Genomic DNA, 20,844 nt, shown 5'->3' with positions numbered 1-20,844 from the left:
TGATCTTTTTCTTCTGGACTCATGCTTGAACACTACCATCTTTCTTCCCTCATGGGAATATTCCTGACATTCCTACCTGGGCAGTTACAAATTATCACTAATTACGCCAAAAAACCGGGTTTATTCGTTGATATTTTGTCATAAATATATCAACGAATAAACTCGGTTTCTAGCTTCTCATATCTTAGTAGTATCCCGCTTCTGTCACTCTCCGGAAGGGCGATCGCTAGAAGCCTGATCAGGCACTTAATACAAGCTATCCTATTAGAAAAAAATAGGTATTGTATTTGTTATTAGAAAAAAATCGTGTGAACGCTTGGTAGATAAAAGCTCTAGAATTCATAAATGGCAAATGTTTTCGGAGAGTGACAGAAGAGGGGTATAGAAATCCGATTTGATTCCTGAAATTGTTTGCGTGGGCAGACAAGAGGCAAAAGGATTGTAGAAGATTAAGGTGTACCGAGTTTTGTTCAAAAATCAAATAGGAGTCCTATACATATATTTGTATTTTCTCAGTATAGTGCTGTCCTTTTGCTTCAAAATTGAGACAGTTTTGTTTCAGGATATTCAACGAGCTTATGAAGAATTTCTTTATAGCAACTAAACAGACAGTCAATAGTTTCATTTGTGAACAAATCTGTGCTGTAATACCCGACAATCTCAATTGTTTTAGAATCTCCAGTCTGAGAATTAATATAAAGCTCTAGAGGTAAATATTTCTCATCCCATAGTTCGTGTTCAAGCTCAATTGATACAACTTCAAACTCTAGTATTTGACTATGCCAGCGTACTGGCGGAACCATACTAACGCTGATAGTGCGGAATAATTCGATTTCGCTTTCGCTAAAAATAGTTTCGGTCGCTTTTTCTAAGGGAATTTCTTGATTAGCAAGCGATTCAACAACTGTATGGTTAACTTGCTGCGTAAAAGTAAGTCCTGTTTGGAAACTATGAATTTTGTCGCGCAAAAGCACATTGTTGATAAAGCAACCGAGCATTTTCTCAATTTCTGGTGTGCTTCGATTCGCAGTTGTTGCCAATATGATAATGTCGGTTTGTCCGCTCAATTTGTATAAGAGTATCTTTAATGCAGCAAGGATAATGGAGAATATAGTTATCTCTTGGGAACGACTTAAAGCTTCAATTGATGCAACTTGACCATGTGGCAAAACTATCGAATAGCAAGATGCTCGCTTGCTGATACTAGTAGACTGCGGTTGGACGGTAGGCAGAAGATCAAGTTTTGTGGGAAAATCAGCTAGTTTTTGAAGCCAATAAGAATGTTGTTTTTCCAATACCTCTTCGTTGAGCCACTTTTGTTGCCAAAGAGTAAAATCTGCATATTGAATCGTTACTTCGGGTAAGGGTGAAGGTAAGCCATTTACGAAAGCTTGATAAAGCGTTCCTAGCTCCTGTAACAAGATGCTATATGACCAGCCATCTATAATAATATGGTGTATTGTTATTAACAACCAATGCTTCTGTGGTGATAACCGTAGCAATATTGTTTTAATTAACGGGCCAGAAGCTAGGTCGAAATGGTGCAGGGCTTCCTGGTGAGAAAGTCTTATGGCTTCAACTTCTCTCTCTTGTTCGGGTAAGTGTTGTAAATCTATGATGTTTAAAGGCAAAGTTAGAGATGGGGCAATGACTTGTATGGGCTGCTCCTCTAAAACAGTAAAGGTTGTACGTAAAATAGAGTGGCGACGAATAATTTCATTAATGCTAAACTCTAACGCTTCTTCTCTTAACAAGCCATTAAAACATAAAGCAATCGGACTATTATAGGCACAACTATCAGCATATAACTGCTGAAAATACCATACAGCCTGTTGTGCAAAAGACAATGGTATATGTGTGTCTCGCGGTATGGGTACAAGAGGCGGTAGAGTCTCAAACTCCATACTGATGTCAGATTGCTCTTGTAACCCCTCTTTTTGTGCAGTCTCTATCACCTCTGTCAAAGAAGCTATGGTAGGTGCTTCAAATATATGGCGTAGGGGAACTTCTATCTCAAAGACTTCCCGAATGCGAGAGATGATTTGCGTTGCGATTAGGGAGTGTCCTCCTAAGGTAAAGAAGTTGTCGTTAATACCTATCTGTTGCATTCCCAAAACTTCAGCCCAAATAGCAGCTAAAGTTTTTTCAGTTGCAGTGGTGGGTGCGACAAAGTTATCTTCTAATTCTATTTGGGAGTTATCTGGTATTGGCAAAGCGCGGCGGTCTATTTTCCCGTTTGCTGTCAGTGGCAGAGCTTCTAACTGTACAAAAGCATTTGGCACCATGTACTCTGGCAGCTTTTGTTTGAGGAAGCGACGTAGTTCTGCTACTTTTGGAGATTGTTCCACCTTCGGCACTACGTAAGCCACTAGACGTTTGTTGCCCGGTTCATCCTCTCGTACCATCACCACATTTTCCCAAACGTCTGGGTGAGAAGCCAGTAATGCCTCAATTTCTCCCAACTCAATGCGGAAGCCTCGAATTTTGACTTGATTGTCGATGCGTCCTAAATACTCTAACTCGCCATTGGGCAAATAACGCGCTTTATCTCCTGTTTTGTATAGTCGCGCTTGGCGGTTGTTACTAAAAGGATTAGAGATAAACCTTTGTTGTGTCAAATCGGGACGGTTAAGGTAACCGCGTGCTACCCCAGCACCGCCAACATACATCTCGCCTGGAACACCAATTGGTACTGGCTGTTTATATTCATCCAGCACATACACCTGTAAGTCGGGAATTGGATGACCAATAACACTTGCCGTGCCATTCAAATCCGCTTTGCTCAAGGGACGATAGGTAACATGTACAGTGGTTTCTGTAATCCCGTACATATTAACTAATTGTGGCATCTGGTCGCCATATCGCTCAAACCAAGGCTGTAAACTCCTCAGTTCTAAGGCTTCTCCACCGAAAATTACCAAGCGTAACTTCAAATCACTACCAAGTGCAGGAGAGGCTTGAATCAACTGCCGGAAGGCTGAAGGGGTTTGATTAAGAACTGTTACTTTTTTTTGACACAATAACTCATAGAAGGATTTGGGCGATCTCGTGACCAGGTATGGCACGACTACCAGTCGTCCACCATAAAGCAAAGCACCCCAAATTTCCCACACGGAAAGGTCGAAGGCGTAAGAATGGAACATTGTCCATACATCATCTTGATTGAAGTGATACCAAGAGTTTGTTGCTTCAAATAGACGAACTACATTTGAGTGGTTAACTAAAACGCCTTTGGGCTTACCTGTGGAACCTGAAGTGTAGATAACGTATGCTAAATTATTGGACGCCCCAATGTTTGTCAGGTTTGACTCGCTGTTGTGGGCAATTTTTTTCCAGTCTGTGTCTAAGCAGACGACACGCGCATGATGCTTGGGCAAAGATTCTACTAATTTCTGCTGACCCAACAGCACCGAAACTTGAGCGTCTTCTAACATGAAGCTTAAACGTTCGGTCGGATAATCGGGGTCAAGCGGCACATACGCTCCACCTGCCTTGAGAATTGCCAAAACTCCCACCATCATTTCTAGTGAGCGTTCCACACACAACCCGACCAGTACATCCGGTTTTATACCCAGAGTTTGTAGATAGTGCGCCAATTGGTTTGCGCGACAGTTCAACTGCTGGTAAGTTAGTTGTTGATTGCCAAACACCACTGCTACAGCATCTGGGGTACGTTGAACCTGCTCCTCAAACAACTGATGGATACATTTATCCTGATAATAGTCTACTTGAGTGTTGTTCCACTCCACTAATAACTGCTGTTGCTCAGTTACTGTCAGTAGAGGTAATTGCGAAATCTGCTTATGTGGGTTAGCAACAATACCTTCGAGCAATGTCACAAAATGACCAGTCATTCGCTCAATGGTGGACGCATCAAACAAATCAGTGTTGTACTCCCACACACCTACCAGTTCAGTAGGCGTGTTCTCCATTCCCAAGGTAAGATCAAATTTTGCCGTTGCACTTTCTACTACCAGTGGACTGACAGTTAACCCAGGTAACTCCAATTGAAACATGGGTTTATTCTCAAGCACAAACATCATCTGAAATAGGGGCGTATGGCTGAGATGCCGTTCTGGCTGCAATGCCTCTACTAGCATTTCAAAAGGTAAATCCTGATGAGTATAGGCATCCATTGTCATATCACGAACGTGAGCTAGTAATTCGTTAAAGCTGCGATCGCCTGAGACATTAGTACGCAAAACTAAGGTGTTGACAAAAAAGCCAATTAACCCTTCTATTTCACTGCGATTGCGGTTAGCAATCGGAGACCCAACTAAAATATCTTCTTGTCCTGTGTAGCGGTAAAGTAACGTATCAAACGCTGCCAATAGCGTCATGAACAACGTTACTCCTTGCTCCTGGCTAAGTTTTGTCAGTTTTTGAGTCAACTCAGCAGAGAGTGCAAACTTTTGATAGGCACCAGCAAAGGTTTGCACGGCAGGTCTAGGTCGGTCTGTAGGAAACGACAATAAAGCTGGTGCGTCTTTTAGTTGTTGAAGCCAGTAACTCAATTGGCTTTGCAGTACATCGCCTTGCAACCATTCTCTTTGCCACAGTGCAAAGTCTGGATATTGAATTAGTAGTGGGGCTAAGGGTGTTCGCGTAGCATCTTCTAGAGATAACTCACCTTGAGAATAAGCATTGTATAGTACTGCTAACTCACTCAACAACACATTTATTGACCAACCATCAGAGACAATGTGATGCATACACACTAATAACACATGTTCTGCCTGAGATAGCACTACTAATGTGGCTCTAACTAATGCTTGTGTTGTCAACTCAAACGGTTCAATAGCTTGTTGTTGTGCTAATTGCTGTGAAGCTATTTCTTGTTCGGCTGTAGATAAATGCTGCAAGTCAACAACTGATACTGCCCAATTAGTTTGTGTTTGAATAATTTGAGTTGGTTGTCCATCAACTGCGATGAAGTTGGTGCGTAAAGCTTCATGGCGATGAATAATTTCCGCTAAACTTTGTTCTAAGGCTGCTGTGTTGAGAGTTCCGGCTAGACGCAAAGCTATAGGTATGTTGTAGAAAGCGCTCTGAGGCTGTAACTGATCTAAAAACCACAGACGCTGTTGAGCAAATGATAGTGGTAATTGTGCATTCTCTGCTCTTGGTAAGATGGGTGGGGCATGTAGCTTAAAGCTTTGTTGCTGTAACTGCTCAATAAGATGTGCCAATTCGGCAACTGTTGGTGTGGCGAACAACTCACGCAATGCTAGTTCGACTTTGAATATATTGCGTATTCGTGAAATAAGTTGCATTGCTAGTAACGAATGTCCTCCTAGTTCAAAGAAATTATCATGAATCCCCACTTGCTCGACTTTTAGCACTTGTGCCCAAATTTGCACCAGCATTTCTTCAATTGGAGTACGCGGGGCTACAAATTTTTCTGACAGTGTGCTGTGTAATTCCAGCTTTGCCAGCGCACGGCGGTCTAATTTGCCGTTAGGCGTTAGAGGTAAAGACTTCAGCAGCACAAAAGTGTTTGGTACCATGTAAAGGGGCAGTTGATTTGCGAGGAATTGACGCAGTTCTTGGGCTGTGGGGAATTGTTCCAACTTCGGTACTACGTATGCCACTAAACGTTTGTCACCAGGTTCATTCTCTGTTACTAACACTACGCTTTCCCAAACGGCTGGGTGTAGACCAAGCACGGTTTCAATCTCTCCTAGCTCGATGCGGAAACCCCGAATCTTCACTTGATGATCGATGCGACCCAGGTACTCGATGTTGCCATCAGCTAGGTAGCGCACTAGGTCACCAGTTTTGTAGAGGCGAGAGTTCGGTTGATCGTCGAACAGATGGGGAATAAACTTCTCGGCGGTCAACTTGGGGCGGTTAAGGTAGCCTCGTGCTAAACCAACTCCACCAAGACGCAATTCGCCCGGTACACCGATGGGGACAGGTTGGAGGTAGCGATCCAGGATGTAGGCTTGGACGTTACCAATGGGTCGTCCAATTGGCACTTGTGACCAGGTAGGCGCAGACTGTGAACAGGAAAATTTGTAGATGGTTGCTTCTACCGTTGCTTCTGTAGGACCATAGCTATTAATTAACAACGGCGGTTCTCCCAGCTGGTGACGACGCCACTGCTGGTCAACGCAGGTTTGCCACTGCCGGACTTTTTCCGGCAGCGCTGCTTCTCCCCCAAAAATCACCAGTCGTATTGATGTGGGTAGGCGCTCACCTGTAGTGGCTAATTCAGCAACGATCTGATGCCAGTAGGCGGTCGGCAACTCCAACACCGTCACCTTCCACTCCCAGCATATTCGTAAAAAGGTAGACACAGAACTTAACATCTCGTCAGTGCGGAGCATTAGCGTCGCACCACAGGTGAGACAGATATAAATTTCATCGGTGGCTGAATCAAAACTAATAGATGAAAATTGTAAGACGCGATCGCGACTGACCATGCCATACTCAACCCTCATACTCGCTATTAAATTCACCACTGATTGATGTTCAATCATCACCCCTTTGGGCGAGCCTGTAGACCCAGAGGTGTACATAACATAAGCTAGGTTATTGGGCATCACTTCGAGTAAGAGGTTTTTCTCGCTGTGTTTGGAAATTACCTCCGAGTCTGTGTCCAAGCAGAGGATACGTGCTTTATGCTTGGGAAGCGACTCTACTAATTGCTTCTGAGTAAGCAGCACTTGTACAGAGGAATCTTCTAGGATCAAAGCCAAGAGTTCTGGTGGGTACGCCGGATCGAGCGGAATATAAGCACCACCAGCTTTGAGGATACCCAATATTCCTATAATCATCAAAAGCGATCGCTCTACGCAGACCCCGACCAGTGTTTCTGATTTTACCCCTAGTGTGTGTAAATGGCGTGCTAGCTGGTTAGCCTTGGCATTTAGTTCTCGGTAGGTTAGCTGCTGGTTTTTAAAAATTACCGCTACTGCGTCTGGATTTTGTTCTACTTGCGCTTCAAATAACTGATGGATACACTTATTTTGGGGATATTCTTGTGCAGTGTTATTCCATTCTACGAGCAACTGATGTCGCTCTCGTTCTGTCAATAGCGGCAATTCAAAAATCAGCTGTTGAGGATTAGCTATCATTGCTTCAAGTATTGTCTGCAAATGCCCTATCATCCTGTTTACAGTGCAAGCATCAAATCGGCTAGTATCGTAGCTAATCTGAAAAGACAGTTCTATACCGGGTACAACTGTCACTGTTAAAGGATAATTCGTTCTTTCAAAACTGCGAATATTTGAGATTTCTATACTTTCCTTGCTTTGTAGTAAAGAGGAATTTTCCGGATAGTTCTCAAACACCACAATGCTCTCGAATAAAGGTAAGTTTCGAGGAACATCACTAATACCTTGAATTTCTACTAAAGGACTGTAAGAATACTGCTCCCGCTCAAATTGCTGCGTCTGTAACTGCTTTAACCACGGTAACAACTCAGTTTCTGGAGGCACTTGTACGCGTACTGGTAGTGTGTTGATAAATAGTCCCACCATAGATTCTACCCCGGATAAAGCCGGAGAGCGCCCTGATACAGTAGCTCCAAATACTACGTCATATTCTCCACTGTAGCGTGAGAGCAGTAATGCCCATGCTCCTTGTACCAGGGTGTTCAAAGTTAAATGATGCTGCCGAGCTAGTGACTTGAGTGCATCTGTTACCGTTGGCGATAATTTGAGATGCTGCTCATCGTATGTTTGTTTTGAGTTGGATAAGTTGCCTACAGGCTTATCTACTATCAAAGGAGTAGGGGCAGTAAAGCCACTAAGGGTTTGCCGCCAAAACTTAGAGGCTAGATGCAAGTCTTGCTGCCCCAGCCAAGCAATGTAATTTCTGTAGGGTATGGGTGAATCTAGATATAAATTCTCATCTCGGTTAAAAGCCTCGTAAAAAGCAAAGACTTCTTTGAGAACAATAGGCAAACACCAACCATCCATGAGCAGGTGATGAAAGCTCCAGACAAATTGGTAGGTATTATCAGCTACCTGAATCAAAGTACAACGCATCAGCGGCGCTTTGTCAAGTTCAAAGCCACTGTCTCGCTCAGTTTGTAAAAAAGTCTCTAGACGTTCTTGCTGCTCGACTGAGGATAGCGATCGCCAATCATAATTATTCCAGGGTAAGTTGACTGACTTGCATACTATCTGGAGGGGGTGTTGGCGATTCTTCCAAACAAATAGAGTACGCAGAACTGAGTGGAATTCTACCACTTTAGCCCAAGCGCGCTCAAATGCTGCTACATTAATCTCTCCTATTAGAGTGCAAACTGACTGCACGAAGTATACTCCAGAGTCGGGGGCATACAGGGTATGGAAAAGCATCCCCTCTTGCATGGGAGATAAGGGGTAGATAGATTCAATCTGCGTTTTTCGTTTAGTATTAGCTGGGGATGCTAACGACTCAACTATTGCATCAAGCTCTTGTTGGCTCAGTTCAGCTAGAGGAAAATCTGTTGGTGTATAACCTCCAACCTCTGACGAATTGCCGTGGGAAATCAGAGCAGTTAGAGCCTCTATAAAACCCTGAGCTAAACGCTCTATCGTGGCTGTTTGATGGAGCTTCTGATTATAAGTCCAAGTCAGTTGCAACCTTCCTTGTGCTACAAATCCGTCTATATCTAGCAAATGGCTGCGACTGTTTTTTAAACTAACTGGAGAACCGCTCGACTCAGATGCCAATCCCAATATGGGAAATGCATTAAGCATAGTGTCGAACTGACCCAGATAGTTAAAACTTACCTCAGCAGTAGGAAGATGTTGTAATTTTAAGCGCGTTGCTCGATCCGAACTGACATAGCGAAGGATGCCATAGCCTATGCCATGCTGGGAAATTCTGCGTAGTTGCTCTTTAACCGATTTGAGTGATTGAAGCGGCAAATCAGTTTTATCTAGCTTTAACAATACGGGAAATATACTGGTAAACCACCCTACTGTTCTCGACAGGTTTACCGATTCAAACAGTTCTTTTCGTCCGTGTCCTTCTAAATTGATTAGTAGGGAGTTTTGTCCTGTCCACTGGGAAAAACACTGCAACAACGCGGTCAGCAAAACATCGTTGATTTGTGTATTATAAGCTTTTGGTACTTCTTTAAGCAAAGCGCTGGTTTGTTCTACACTCAGAGATACTGATATCTGGGCAGCATCAGCGATGGTATTTTCTGTCTCAACAGAAGGATAATCTAGTGGTAAAGGCGAAATATCAGAGTCGAATTGAGCTAGCCAGTAGTTAAGTTCTGCTAATGCTTTTTGGGAATGTGCATATTCTGTTAACAGCACCGCCCAATCTTGGAAAGAAGTAGTTTTAGCAGGTAATACAATAGCTTCTTGACGCTCAATTTGTTGGTAGGCAGTTGCCAAATCTTCTAGCAAAATCCGCCAAGACACCCCATCGACTGCTAGGTGATGGATAACAATTAATAAACGATTGGGTTGGTCACTGCCCAGATTGAACAAAGTTATCTTTATAATCAAACCGGATGATAGGTTCAAGCTCGCCTGTAGTTTGATTGCCGTAGCTTCAATGGCACCAGTTTGTTCAGATGTCGCAATTCCTGATAAATCTACGACGCTAAAAAATTCTGTTTCAACAGAGGTTGCATTCAGAAGTTGCCAATTATCACCCCTAGCAATTAACCGCAGGCGTAGGGCATCGTGATGCACCAAGAGTTCCTCAAAAGCCTGCTTCAATAGTTCTGGCTTTAGGTCTTTTGAGACTTCAAATATGAATGATTGGTTAAAGTGGTTCGGTTCAGATAATTTCTGTTCCAAAAACCAGTGCTGAATGGGGGTTAATGGTACAGTACCATTTATAATACCTTGTTCTGCTTTTCTCTCCTCTGTTGTACTGACGACAGCTGCTAAACAAGCAATTGTTTGATGTTTAAAAATTTGTTTGGGAGTGAGTTGCAGCCCAGCAGCATCAGCTTGTGAAACAATTTGAATGCTAAGAATCGAATCTCCACCAACTTCAAAGAAGTTGTCGTGGATGCTAACTTTTTCTAAATGCAGAACTTGGCACCAAATTTGGGTGAGTAATTCTTCTTGCCAAGTGCGAGGTGCAACTCTTGTTGTTGCTAGTTCTTGATGTGCTGTTTGAAATGTTGGCAGAGCAAATCTATCTACTTTACCGTTAGGCGTGAGGGGCAGAGTTTCCAGTATGATAAAAGCGGCTGGAACCATGTAATCGGGGAGTTTTTGTTTGAGGAAGTCGCGGAGGTTGCTGCTGGAGGGTGCTGTTTGTGTTCGGGAAACAACGTAAGCAACTAATTGTTTATTGCCTATATTGTTCTCCGTAGCGATGACGATCGTTTGTTTGATGGATGGATGTTGAGAGATAGCAGATTCAATCTCGCTGGGTTCAATGCGGAAGCCCCGAATCTTAACCTGATTATCAGTCCGTCCTAGAAATTCAATATTGCCATCTGGCAAGTAACGAGCTAAATCGCCTGTTTTGTAGAGGCGAGATCCTGGTTCGTTGCTAAAGGAATTGGGAATGAACTTTTCGGCAGTCAACTGCGGATGATTGAGATACCCCCGTGCTAATCCGTCTCCACCAACGTACAGTTCCCCCGCAACTCCAATCGGTACAGGTTGCAGTTGACTGTCTAATAAATAGACTTGTGTATTACTAATCAAACGACCAATCGGTACAGATTCTTTTATCTGAAGAGCATCTGTTACTTCATAACAGCAGGTAAAACTTGTATTCTCTGTAGGGCCATAACCATTAATGATCCGACAACCTTTTAATTCTTCTAAGACTCGTTTTACATGATCAGGAGAAAGTACATCGCCTCCCGCTAATAATTGACGCACACTCTTTAGACTTTCAAGCTGATGGTCTACCATCAAATGAAATAAACCAGCAGTGAGCCATAAAGTCGTTATTTGATACTGCTCAATAGCTTGTCCTAACTCTTGTAGAGATGGAGTATGAGCAGGCATAAATACAAGTTGTGCACCATTAAGCAAGCTACCCCAAATTTCAAATGTTGATGCATCAAATGAAGGAGAAGCTAACTGAAGAAATACTTCCTCTGTACTAAAGCTAATGTAGTTTGTTTCTTTGACTAATCGCACTACTGACTGATGAATAATACAAACCCCTTTAGGTTTACCTGTAGACCCTGATGTGTAGATAACGTAGGCTAAGTTGTCGGATGCCACTCCACTCGTCGGGTTTTCCTTGCTCAAGCGAGCAATTTCTGACCAGTCCGAATCTAAGCACACAACTCGTGCTGTATGGTGAGGAAGCTTCTCAACTAGATGTGCCTGAGTTAGCAAAACTGGTACAGAGGAGTCTTCCAGCATAAAAGCCAACCGCTCACTAGGATACGCTGGGTCGAGTGGAACGTAGGCACCGCCTGCTTTGAGGATACCAAGCAATCCCACTACCATTTCTAGGGAACGCTCTACGCAAATACCTACTAGTACTTCTGGTTTAACGCCCAGCGATTGAAGGTAGCGCGCAAGCTGATTTGCTTTTGCATTCAACTGTTGGTAAGTCAGTTGCTTACCTTCAAACACCACTGCCACCGTGTTAGGTGTTAGCTCCACTTGTGCCTCAAACAATTGGTGAATACACTTGTCTTGAGGATATTCTGCTTGAGTATTATTCCATTCCACCAACAATTGCTGCCGTTCAGCCTCAGTGATCAGAGGCAATTGACTGATAGGTTGATTCGGATTTACAACAATTGCTTCTAACAAAGTCTGAAAGTGTCCTGTCATCCTGGCAATTGTATCTGCCTCAAACAAATCAGTATTATATTCCCACAACCCCATTAGTCCCTGTTGTGTCTCCCAAATAAATAGGCTCAAATCAAGCCGAGTTGTCCCTCGCTCTACTAGCTTTGGAGTCAGGGTAATATCGGGTAACTCCAAAGTATCCAAGGAGAAATTTTCTAAGGCAAACATCACCTGAAACAGAGGATTGTAGCTAATAGAACGTTCTGGCTGCAAGGCTTCTACCACTTGCTCAAATGGTACATTTTGGTTTGCATGGGCATCCAAAACCATTTGCTGCACTTGGGTAAGAAATTGTGAAAAACTAGGATTTTCTTGAATGCGACTACGCAACAGTAAAGTGTTGACAAAAAAGCCAATTTGTATGTAAAATTCTGTCCGGTTGCGATTGGCAAATGGAGAGCCAATACAAATATCATCACAACCGCTATGACGATGGAGTAAGACCGCGAAAGCCGCCAGCAATGTTACAAACAAAGTAGTTCCTGACTGCTGACTGAAAGTTTTGATTTGCTCGGTTAAATTTGAGTTGAGTTTAAATTCTTTAATTGCACCTTGAAAAGTTTGAACCGAAGGGCGAGGATAATCTGTTGGTAATTCCAATAACGGCGGTGCTGAAGCTAACTGTTGCTTCCAGTAGTCAAGCTGCTGTGCTTGTAATTCTTCAGTCAACCACTGGCGCTGCCAAATGGTGAAATCCCCATACTGGATAGTTAACTCTGGTAATGGAGTGGGAGAACCACAAGAAAAAGCTTGATATAGGGCAGACAATTCTTTGATAAATATTCCCACAGACCAACCATCTATTATTATGTGGTGTATGGTTACTATCAACAGATATAATTCTGGCTCTAAGCGTAGCAAAGTGACTCGCAACAAAGGCGGCTTGCTTAAATCAAAAGGTTGACAAACTTCTTCGATAATTATTTGTTCAATCTCAGCTTCTTTTAAACCTTGTAAGTTCAGCACTAGTATGTTAATAGTTAAAGCCGGAAGTATCCGCTGCACTGCGAATCCATCGACTGTGGGAAATATAGTCCGCAATGCTTCGTGACGGCGGATAATTTCGTTGATGCTTTGCTCCAATGCTGCTACATTCAGCGCACCGATAATTCGTAATTGTAAATTTTCATTATAAAAGGGGCTTTGTCTTTCTAACTGATAGAGAAACCACATCCTCTGTTGAGGAAAGGATAAGGGTAAATCGCTATCCCGCTTAACAGGTACTATAGGTTCAGAAGCAATTTGTTGAGATTTTTTTGCTTGTTTCAAAAAAGCAAGTATTTCTGTTTTCCGCTCCACCAGTTCCTGCTTTATATCTGCTGTCATCACTCCCTTGGGGGCGCGATAGCCCAGTTGGTCTGAGTCAATCCAGATTTTTACACCCTTTGTTTGCAGTAAAGATAAAAACTCAACTGTCGTCATACTCGTCCCTCTTCGTATTCGTCTTCTGCGTCAACGGATGCAGTATTGTCTTGGGTTGCCCAATGAAGCGTTTCAATGGTCTGGGCTAAACTAGTTATAGTTGCTGCTTCAAAGAAATGCTGTGGCGATAATTCTACAGAAAAATCTTTGCATAAGCGAGAAATTACTTGGGTAGCTAGCAAGGAATTTCCCCCCAGTTTAAAAAAGTTGTCGTTGATGCCAACTCGTGACAAACCTAAACACTCTGCCCAAATCTGGGCTATTTTCTCCTCTGTAGGAGTTCTCGGATACAAAAACTCGCCTTGATTGCTAGGATTTTGAGTCCACTGTTCTACTACATCCAGAGTTCCTGAGAGAAACGCATTGCGGCAAGCATGGCGCTGAATTTTGCCACTAGAGGTTTTGGGAAGAGACCCACTTTTAATCAGCACAACCGCATAAACTCCAAGTTCGTGTTCTTCTGCCACTGCTTGAAGGATAGCCTCAACCACCTCCAAAACATCTAAAGAGAGCAATTGATCGCGCTCAATCTCTTGAACAACTACCAGTCGTTCTTCACCATTCACCTCGACTGAAAATGCCGCTCCACCGTTGAAGCGCAGTGCTTTGTAGCTACGTTCGACAGTCAATTCAATATCCTGGGGATAATAATTGCGACCCAAGATGATGATTAAATCTTTGATTCGCCCCGTAACGAACAACTCGCCGTCTAGTATAAATCCCAGGTCGCCAGTACGTAGAAACGTTTCTTCTCCTGTGTCTTGCAGTTGCGCTCGAAAGGTTTTTTCGGTTTCCTCGAAGCGCTGCCAGTAGCCTAAAGCGACACTGGGATCTGATACCCAAATCTCGCCAACTTCATCCGGGGCACATTGAGTCAACTTTTCAGGATTGGCAATCACTACTTTGGTATCGCCCACTAAGGAACCGCATCCTGGTATCGTCCGTACCATTTTGTGATCTTTGGTCGCCTCAACTACCCGATTTTTTTGTAGCGATGCTGCGTCAAGGGTGCAAAACACCGGAAGTTCTCCCACCCTACTACTGGAAACCCCCAGAGTTGCTTCGGCAAGTCCGTAACCTGGTGCAAATGCCTCAGCCCGAAAACCGCAGGATGCAAAGGTTTGAATAAAGTCTTCCATCACTTGAGGATTGATTGGTTCAGCGCCAATACCTGCTGATTGCCAACTGCTCAAATTCAGTTGGGTGCATTGCTTAGGTGTAATCCGACGTAGGCATTGGTCGTAAGCAAAGTTCGGTCCCTGACTGTGTGTAGCTCGATAACGGGAAATAGCCTCAAGCCAGTCGAACGGGTTTCTGATAAAGGCAAAAGGTGACATCAGGTAGCAAGGGGTATCTGTGTACATCGGTATAATTGTGCCCTGAACCAATCCGTAATCGTGAAAGTTAGGCATCCATGTCACTGTGACGCTATTTGGTGTGTAATCTAAAGCTTTTTGTGAGTAAGCTACATGATGCATCAAATTACCGTGGCTCACCATGACTCCCTTGGGTGTTGAGGTAGAGCCGGAGGTGTACTGGAGGTAGGCTATGGTATCACGACCAATCTCTGGTTTTTGCCATTCCTCGGCTAGAGAGTCTGCAACAAGAGAGGTGCATAGCCAGCGGACATCTGTAAATTCATAGATGTGTGATGGGTTTTTCACAAGCTGAGTCTGGATACTCTCGGTTGTCAGCACAAGAGTCGCTCCGGCATCAAGGGCGATCGCCTGAAGTCTGGGTAGCGATCGCTTTAGTCGAGTTGAATCGGGTGGGGGCGCCGGAATGGCGATGACACCAGCATACAGACAACCGAAAAAGGCGGTAATGAATTCCAAACCCTGTGGGTAAAGCAGCAATGCCCGTTCTCCAGGGGCTTTTAGAGATTGTAAATAGGCAGCGATCGCCCGCGCGCGTCGATCCAATTTTTCAAAAGTCAGTTTGCCTGCTTCTGAGTTTCCATTTTGTAGAAACGTATAAGCTGCTCTCGACGGCTGATGTGACGCTCTGTGGCGCAGTAAGTCTACTAAAGTATAAAAGTTCAAGGAAGTTTCTGTTAGGGAATTCTGATAGTAAATAGGTGAATTTTTCATCAGCTATCGGGTCGATTAACATAATGAACTGGATATAACAAGAAATAAATAGCAACTGATGTCCATCATCCAGGCAATTTGCTAATTATTGTAAAATTCGGTGATGACGATTTAAAAAGGCTTTTATGCAGCAGGCAGAGGGCTTTTATCAATCCCCATAAAGAAATTTAGGTGATTTAACAAGAACACCTTTTTCCTTGCTTGCACTAGTGTCTCGGAAAAAAATCTTTTTTCTTCTTCATAAATAAAATTAGGGGCTTCAAACCCTTTTTGCAGAGGGAAAACAAAATCTTCCCTTCTGCATAAAAGCCCTCTGCCTTTCTTTGGCGAAAGATTCTTTATCATAATTTCCTAACTTAGTTTCAATTGTCAACCCATTGTACTTAAGCAACGCCTCAAGCTCGTTTGGCATCCAGAAACTCAGCTTTCTGAATTTGAGTGGGCTAAGGACAACTGATTTAAGAAGGCGATTGATTAATTGAATTGTGCTTTCGCCAAGTCTAGACTGTGAAGTGGCAGTTGGGTGTAATCTGTCGCCGACATAGGAAGACCGAAGTTTCATCCCAGAGCAATCACAATTTTTGTTTGCAGGAAGTGCGATCGCTGTTAAATCAGTCTTGATTTTACCTCTCTTACCATCATTCCTCAAGCGCGATCGCCCCAACCCAGCAAACGACCATCGACAACTAACGCTCATCCCATAACCTATGAGCCATCTCCAACTGGTGATAAAGGGGAATTTCCACTTCTCGTTCTCTCTGAAGCCATTGTCTGGTCTTGGCTTAAGGGTCATCAGACGAAGCCCAAACCGAAAAGTTCCCAATAAAAGCGTACACTACTATTGACACCCCATAGGGTATAGGTTAGGCTCGTGGCGAACAAAACACAAAGCTGATAATACGAAATTCATCTCACACCCCATACTCAAACACATTTTCTACCAGGGAGTGACAGTTATCGAGTCGGTCAAAAGTCTATAAACAAGGCAATGTCTGGTTTATAATCTTTTCCCAATTAAGCTGAACTCATGTGTATCCAAAAAGCCTTTTGGTTCACTTTTCTTATGCCTGCTAGGTGCAATTGTTTCGTGTAGGCTTTTCGAGGCAAGAGTAGGGGAGTATTTCATTACAAATAGAGTCCTATTGTAGGACAAACCAATAGCGTCTATCGAGTCGATGTTGCTCAGGCTTTTCTGCACGCCAGCTTGGTTTGTGCTGGCTATGGGATGCTATTGGGTACGATGAGGGACGGTTTTCTTTGAGTTTTATCTTGCATCAAAAAAGGGTATACTACCACTTCAGAATTTATGTCAGATTCTCAAACATAGACAGAAACAAAAAAAACTTGTAGGAAAAGATATGAAAATAGACAACCGAGTAGAGGATATAGAAGTATACGCTGAAGATGGAAGTGCCTTGCCTAAGACAGGTAATGAGGCGACAAGACATCATATCAGTGGACTAATTGCAGTTATGTATTAATGACTGTTCACCCAACAAGCGAATGACCAGAAAATTCACAAATTGCCTTCCATAATCGTCTAACTAACAGATAGCTAACCCTAACTAACGAGGTTTATCATGAGTGACATTAAACAACCTGAACATTTAATACAATCAGTACTAGCTGGCTATGACAGTCTAAAAGTAGAGAATTCTAGTTCTCTTATTCTCGATTCTCAAGGAGAAAATTTTTATCAGGATGATAGTACCAACAGAATCTATATTATTTCAACAAATTATATTTATGAACTTACGCGGAATCAGGACGGTAAACCTGAAAAGTCAGACACAAAGATTTCTTTTAACAACCCTAAAAGCATATATATTTACAACGGAGATGTTTATTATGTCTCCAAGCAACGAAAATGGATTTCAAATGTTTCTATAAAAGATTTTTCTGATAGTCAAGTTCAAGGAGATGTAGATCCTAACGCGCGAATCCAAAGGGATACAAATGGCAATATATACACGCTGACTTGGAGTGGATCGAAAGCTAAATTTAGACAATACACATTTAACCCTCAAACAGAATTATTTTCTCAAGATAAACAGGCTGTACTTTATCTTGTTGATAACGAACCCTCGCCACAGACTATATCGAAAGATGTTCCTATTAAATACTATTTCAATTTAAAAGAACAAAAGTATTACAGTCTAACTAAAGGTAATAAGTGGGAATCGATTGAACCAAATAATGTTCCCACAGAGTTTTCCATCAATTTAGAAACAGGGATCATCTCGATTGATAATTCTAGCAGAAACATTTACAGTAACTACTCTGTTGATTTTCAGAAGGATGGAGATGGAGATTTTTCCACGTTCAATGAGGTTTCTCTCCTCATTGACCGAGGTAATGGGTATGTCTCTGTAGGAGCTATTTTTTTTATTGTTAATGAGAAAGGCTTCCGGAAAATTTATCCAGAAAAAATCACCAAAAAAATAGATGATTTTGCCATAGATTTAGAAAATGCTTATCTTATTTCCGACGGCTCCTTTTATGTCTATTCGCTTTCAGAATTTAAGTTGGTGAGTAGCTACAAAGAAAGTACTGGTGGTTTCACCAGTGTTGCCAAAAGCGGCAAATTTGCATTCCTCATAGGCTCTAACCATTCGCTTACTGCAATCAATTTATTTGACAAGAGAAATCCAGCTAAAGCAAAAGATTTTCTAGGAGATATCAGAGGCACAAAAATTAGGTTTTTTGAAGATAGATTTTTTGTTTTTAACGCTCAGAAATTGAGTGCGTTTGAGATAAAAGGTATTGGCAATACACTTATTGTTAACGCTGCTGTGGGAATTGGTACGAATACCACAAGAGGTGCTTTAGATGTAGTTGGAAAAACATTCCTTGAGGAGTTGTATTTATCTAAATTTCAGGAAGGCTGGACTGTTCAGGTTGGCAGAGATGGAAAACTAGAATGTACAAATCCATATAATGAATATGACAATCATACTAGCCCCAAACTTAGGTTGGCTGGTGAATTACTTATATTTTTTGGTGATGCGGGAAAGACAGTTGATAATGACAAAATAAAAGTATTAGCATCGATTCTCAGGAAGATTTGGCCTGATTTAGCAGAAAGAATAGAACAATCTGGAAAAACATGGGAAAAAGGATGGGGGAGATTTGCTCCATATTTATATCTTAGTAAAGTAGTTAGAACGTTAATTAATGGATTAATATTATCACCTTTCACCGAGCAACCAGACGTAGAATTAGCTAGGAAAGTACTTATAGATCTTGATAGTATTTTCACAAATGCGGGAATTGCTAGTAATTGTTATGGAATTGCAAAATTAAACGAAACCGTGGGGCTTGATGACCAAAAAAGAATAAGTCTCCTTGGAAATGCCACTGCTAAGAAGAGTGTAGCGATCGGTCATAACACAAAAGTAGATAAGGAAAATGCAGTTGTAATTGGTGTTGGCTATCCGCCGGACGACAATCACAATGGAGCCGCATTGCATAATCCAAATCAAAGTCAAATGGTTCCTGCTTCAACCGCAGTCGAAGGGCAGACTTATGAAATTGAGATTATGCCAATGGCTTCACAGGAGTTGATGCCACATAGGCATGGTATTATTAACGGGGTTATTATTCAGGCTAAGTCTGACCATCCATCAATCACTGTTTACCCAGGTCAGAAAAATGAAGCCGGAAGTGTAGGTATAGGAAAAAGTGCTTCTGCTTTGCAGCAGGGAGAAAATTTTGTAACAAACAGTATAGCTATCGGTTCTTACACGCAGGTCAAGGAGTCCAATGCAGTTGTAATTGGTTTTGGAAAATCATTAGAAGAACCGCTAACGAGTAAAGGCGAAAAAACTATAGTTTTGGGCGTAGACTCAGAGCCATATTTGACTTTTAAACAACGAGAAAGAGAAGAAATAGAAGAAGAAAGAGAAGAAATAGAAGAAGAAAGAGAAGAAGACTTGCAAAGACAAGTTATATTCAATGCGAACATCTTGCCAGCGCAGAATTCACAATTTAAGCTAACTTTAGGTAATAGTTCTAACCGATTTAAAGGGATATACGTAACTGGTAGTAGCTTGCATATAGGGACGAAAGAAAAAGAGGGAACGATCGGCTTTAATACGACTTCAGAGAAGCTCACGCTAAATGCTGCAAAGGGCATTATAACCCAAGGTATTCAATTTACTGATCCTGCCTTACTAAATTGCGATCCTACTTTTAAGCGTCTTTATACAGATGAATACGGGAATTTAAGGTGTGGGCTGGATGTCAGCAAGATAGCTGAAGTCATTCGATACACAATTACAGCAGAAGAAGCTCCCCCAACGATTAAGAAGTTGTTACAAGCTGAAACTCAGGTCAAGCAGGAGATATTAGAAAAATTAGGCGTAAAGAAGGTTGAAGAAATCTCTTGGGGAAATCTCCGTAAGCTTGACAAGCTGGCTCTGAGCCTTAAAGATGGCTCAATACAAGACGTTTCTAAACTTATCAACAATGCAGCTTCATTAGAAGCAAAGGCAGCGGGAGCAACAGCGGCAACAGCACTAACAGCAGCGACAGCAGCAGGAGCAACAGCGGCAACAGCACTAACAGTAGCGACAGCAGCAGAAACAACAGCGGTGCTATCACTAGCAGCAGCGGCTGCTGCAGGTGCAACAGCAGTGGCAGCATTAGCAATTGCAGCAAGCTCAGGAAAAGCAAACGAAGAAAATACCCCTAAATTTCAGGTACGAGATAAAGAACCTCTTTCTAACGAAGGCAATAAAGGTGATTTTTATCTACATCAACAGACAGGGGATCTTTATGTAAAAGAAGAGAAATGGAGGATTGTAGGCAATATACGGCAACCAAACATAAAATCAAATGAGGTACAAACAAAAGAAAATACCCCCAAATTTCAGGTAGGAGATAAATTACCTTCTTCTAACGAAGGCAATAAAGGTGATTTTTATCTACATCAACAGACAGGGGATCTTTATACTAAAGGTTCAGAAAGCTGGGAAAAAGTACGTAGTATACATCAGTCAATAAGAGCAGAATCAGGTTTTCAAAGCTCTAAGGATGACAGCGGTCTGCTAAATGATGAAGGTAGTAGCGTAAGTTCTGACCACTGGAAACCTGTAGAAGAAGTGGTTGCTACGGAAGGAGAACGGTTACTCGATGGATGTTATACAGAGAAAGCCGTAGGGATAGGAACTGCTAACCCCAAAGCGCTTTTGCATGTCTGTGCTAGGGATACTAATTCTACTTCAAATGCTAATGAACTCAGCACATATGCCGCAATATTTGATGGTTTTGTTGGTATAGGTAGAAGTCCAACAAGAGCAGCATTAGATATAAGGCTTTCATTGGGAAAAATTAGCGACATGGTCGCAAACAGAGACAGAGAAATGAATGTGCTGCCTAGTAAACTAAGTTTATTTTCAAGGCTTAATCATTTTGATTATTCAGTGTTTGCTGATAGAAGTATTGCTGCGCTAGAGTTTCACGCTTTGTGCGATGAACGTATCAAAAATACCAAGGGAATAAGGTATCCGCTCAATAAATCGGGGTAGTGCAAAAAAGAAAAAGTAAATAGATGCACATAGCATCGTAGAATAAATCACATGGCGCAAAAGCAATCT

6 protein-coding genes are annotated in these 20,844 nt (G+C 42.3%); 3 read left to right on the top strand and 3 right to left on the bottom strand.

The genetic code is table 11. From position 1 onward, the window contains the following. Nucleotides 1-536: 536 nt before the first annotated feature. The 3 genes from V7K67_RS23085 to V7K67_RS23075 all read right to left on the bottom strand — a co-directional run bounded on the left by V7K67_RS23085 (nt 537) and on the right by V7K67_RS23075 (nt 15,592). Nucleotides 537-13,157 carry a non-ribosomal peptide synthase/polyketide synthase gene (locus V7K67_RS23085; RefSeq protein WP_335168569.1) on the bottom strand — a complete coding sequence of 4,207 codons (12,621 nt, stop codon included), beginning with the start codon at nt 13,155-13,157 and terminating at the stop codon, nt 537-539. Continuing rightward, nucleotides 13,154-15,247 (bottom strand): AMP-binding protein, encoded by a 2,094-nt coding sequence (locus V7K67_RS23080; RefSeq protein WP_335168567.1) that lies wholly within the window; start codon nt 15,245-15,247, stop codon nt 13,154-13,156. Before V7K67_RS23080 ends, V7K67_RS23085 begins: the two co-directional genes overlap by 4 nt. A 123-nt stretch (nt 15,248-15,370) precedes the next feature. Further along, nucleotides 15,371-15,592: a hypothetical protein gene (locus V7K67_RS23075; protein ID WP_335168565.1), complete on the bottom strand. Its 222-nt coding sequence runs from the start codon at nt 15,590-15,592 to the stop codon at nt 15,371-15,373. Between the two features lie 236 nt (nt 15,593-15,828). Between V7K67_RS23075 and V7K67_RS23070 the strand changes: the two genes are divergently transcribed. The 3 genes from V7K67_RS23070 (at nt 15,829) to V7K67_RS23060 (ending at nt 20,775) form a co-directional block, all read left to right on the top strand. Continuing rightward, nucleotides 15,829-15,951 carry a hypothetical protein gene (locus V7K67_RS23070; protein ID WP_335168564.1) on the top strand — a complete coding sequence of 41 codons (123 nt, stop codon included), beginning with the start codon at nt 15,829-15,831 and terminating at the stop codon, nt 15,949-15,951. Between the two features lie 654 nt (nt 15,952-16,605). Then, the gene (locus V7K67_RS23065) at nt 16,606-16,728 is read left to right on the top strand and encodes a hypothetical protein (protein ID WP_335168562.1); all 123 of its coding nucleotides are present in this window, start codon (nt 16,606-16,608) and stop codon (nt 16,726-16,728) included. A gap of 99 nt (nt 16,729-16,827) precedes the next feature. Next, entirely contained in the window at nt 16,828-20,775 is a 3,948-nt protein-coding gene (locus V7K67_RS23060; RefSeq protein ID WP_335168560.1) for a hypothetical protein, read from the top strand. Nucleotides 20,776-20,844 lie beyond the last annotated feature (69 nt).

It is taken from the genome of Nostoc sp., assembly GCF_036917155.1.
Classification (GTDB): domain Bacteria; phylum Cyanobacteriota; class Cyanobacteriia; order Cyanobacteriales; family Nostocaceae; genus Nostoc.
The sequence above is the reverse complement of the archived record's forward strand: the minus strand, read 5'-3'. Positions and strand labels throughout refer to the sequence as shown.